The sequence below is a fragment of the Pseudoxanthomonas sp. CCNWLW251 genome, from assembly GCF_037402255.1.
Classification (GTDB): domain Bacteria; phylum Pseudomonadota; class Gammaproteobacteria; order Xanthomonadales; family Xanthomonadaceae; genus Pseudoxanthomonas_A.
Genome location: NZ_JBBEGA010000009.1, coordinates 1 through 2,585, shown reverse-complemented (window position 1 = coordinate 2,585; position 2,585 = coordinate 1). Strand labels below are relative to the sequence as shown.

General features: G+C 66.6%; 2 protein-coding genes and 1 pseudogene. All 3 read right to left on the bottom strand.

Annotated features, from left to right (window positions below; translation table 11 throughout):
• Positions 1-425, bottom strand: a pseudogene (locus WBN46_RS18990) (flagellin); the annotation flags it as partial.
• Positions 426-515: 90 nt separating this feature from the next.
• Entirely contained in the window at positions 516-1,661 is a 1,146-nt protein-coding gene (locus WBN46_RS18985; protein ID WP_142124887.1) for a flagellin, read from the bottom strand.
• A gap of 90 nt (positions 1,662-1,751) precedes the next feature.
• Positions 1,752-2,585 (bottom strand): flagellin (locus WBN46_RS18980; RefSeq protein ID WP_337732948.1); only part of this gene is annotated, 834 nt, incomplete at its 5' end.

Sequence of the window (2,585 nt, the reverse complement as noted above, 5' to 3'; positions counted from 1 at the left end):
AACGAGCCGTCCAGCAGCTTGGTGCCGTTGAAGTCGGCCTGCTTGGCGACGCGGTCGATTTCGGAGGTCAGCTGCTTGACTTCGGCGTTCAGCGCGGCGCGGTCGGACGAGGAGTTGGTCGCGTTGGCCGACTGCACCGACAGCTCACGGATGCGCTGCAGGTTGTTGCCGATTTCGGTCAGCGAACCTTCGGCGACCTGGGCCAGCGAGATGCCGTCGTTGGCGTTGCGCACGGCAACGTCCAGGCCACGGATCTGGGTGCTGAATCGTTCGGAGATGGCCAGACCGGCGGCGTCGTCCTTGGCACTGTTGATGCGCAGGCCGGACGAAAGACGCTGGATGGTGGTGGCCAGTGAAGCCCCGCTGCTGCTCAGATTGCGCTGCGCATTCAGCGAGATGGTGTTGGTGTTGATGACCTGTGCCATGGAAGTTTCCTCTAGGCGGGATTACGAAGGGGAGAAGCCCGGGCCGGAAAGGGTGGCGATGAAGACCACCCGTTCCGGCGCTTCACCGCGTTAGCGGAGCAGGCTGAGCACGTTCTGGGGCACCTGATTGGCCTGGGCCAGCATGGCCGTACCGGCCTGCTGCAGGATCTGGGTGCGGGTCAGTTCGGCGGTTTCCTTGGCGAAGTCGGTGTCGCGGATGCGGCTGCGCGAGGCGGCCAGGTTTTCCGAGCTGGTCTGCAGGTTGGCGACCACCGAGGTGAAGCGGTTCTGCACCGCACCCAGGTCGGCGCGCGCGCTGTTGACCGAGGTCAGGGCAGCGTCGACGATTTCCAGGGCCTTCTGCGCGCCTTCGAACGTGGTGATGTCCAGGTCCTTGGCGAACTGCGCGGTGCCGGCCGTGGCCGCCGTGGTCGCGGCCGTCAGGCCCGAGCCGGTGACCGTGCCGCCCACGACCAGGTCGGTGTCGGCCTTGACCGAGGTCAGGGTGACCTGGTCGGCGTCGACCGAGGCGTACACGCCGGTCTCGCCCAGCTTGGCGTTGATGGCAGCGGCCAGGCCCTTGGCGATGTCCTCACCGCTCGTGCCGTTCGTGTACTCGACGTCCGCGATGGTCACACCGTTGATGGTCAGGTCGGCGATGCTGCCGTCGGCGGCGGCATCGGCGATGGCCGCGCTGGTGACGTCGGCGGCGAACTTCACGTTGCCCAGTGCATCGGCCTGCGCATCGACGACCTTGTCGATGGCGATGGCCTGCGATGCGTTGGCGCCGACCTGGAACAGCTGGCTGGTGAACGAACCGTCCAGCAGCTTGGTGCCGTTGAAATCGGCCTGCTTGGCGACGCGGTCGATTTCGGAGGTCAGCTGCTTGACTTCGGCATTCAGCGCGGCGCGGTCGGACGAGGAGTTGGTCGCGTTGGCCGACTGCACCGACAGCTCACGGATGCGCTGCAGGTTGTTGCCGATTTCGGTCAGCGAACCTTCGGCGACCTGGGCCAGCGAGATGCCGTCGTTGGCGTTGCGCACGGCAACGTCCAGGCCACGGATCTGGGTGCTGAAGCGTTCGGAGATGGCCAGACCGGCGGCGTCGTCCTTGGCGCTGTTGATGCGCAGGCCGGACGAAAGACGCTGGATGGTGGTGGCCAGTGAAGCCCCGCTGCTGCTCAGATTGCGCTGCGCATTCAGCGAGATGGTGTTGGTGTTGATGACCTGTGCCATGGAAGTTTCCTCTAGGCGGGATTACGAAGGGGAGAAGCCCGGGCCGGAAAGGGTGGCGATGAAGACCACCCGTTCCGGCGCTTCACCGCGTTAGCGGAGCAGGCTGAGCACGTTCTGCGGCACCTGGTTGGCCTGGGCCAGCATGGCCGTACCGGCCTGCTGCAGGATCTGGGTGCGGGTCAGTTCGGCGGTTTCCTTGGCGAAGTCGGTGTCGCGGATGCGGCTGCGCGAGGCGGCCAGGTTTTCCGAGCTGGTCTGCAGGTTGGCGACCACCGAGGTGAAGCGGTTCTGCACCGCACCCAGGTCGGCGCGCGCGCTGTTGACGGCGGTCAGCGCCTTGTCGACGATTTCCAGGGCCTGCTGCGCGCCCTTGAAGGTCGAGATGTCCAGGTTGCTGGCGTACTGCTTGGTCGTCGCGACGGTGCTGGCGGCCACGTCGGCCGGAGCGGTACCGCCGGTCCAGGTGCCGGTTTCCACGGCGATGCCCAGGAAGTCGCCATCCGAATCCACGCTGTCCTTGACCGAGGTCAGGTTGACGGCGCCGTTGGCACCCAGCTCGGCCAGCACACCGGTCTCGCCGATCTTGGCGTTGATCGCGCCGACCAGCGCGGTGGCGGCGGCGTCACGCGTGCCGGTCGCAGAGCCCTGCGCGGCGACTTCGACGGTGTCGATGGTGACGGCGGTGCCGTCGGCGTTGGTCAGCTGCAGACCTTCGATCTTAAGGTCGGTGGTGCCGTTGGCGGGCGTCGCCGTGGTGAACGTGGCGGTGGCGAACATCGCGCCGCCCAGTGCATCGGCCTGCGCATCGACGACCTTGTCGATGGCGATGGCCTGCGAGGCGTTGGCACCGACCTGGAACAGCTGGCTGGTGAACGAGCCGTCCAGCAGCTTGGTGCCGTTGAAGTCGGCCTGCTTGGCGACGCG

Coding starts and splice junctions, on each gene's coding strand:
- WBN46_RS18985 (WP_142124887.1), bottom strand. CDS start 1,661: ATGGCACAGGTCATCAACACCAACACCATCTCGCTGAATGCGCAGCGC.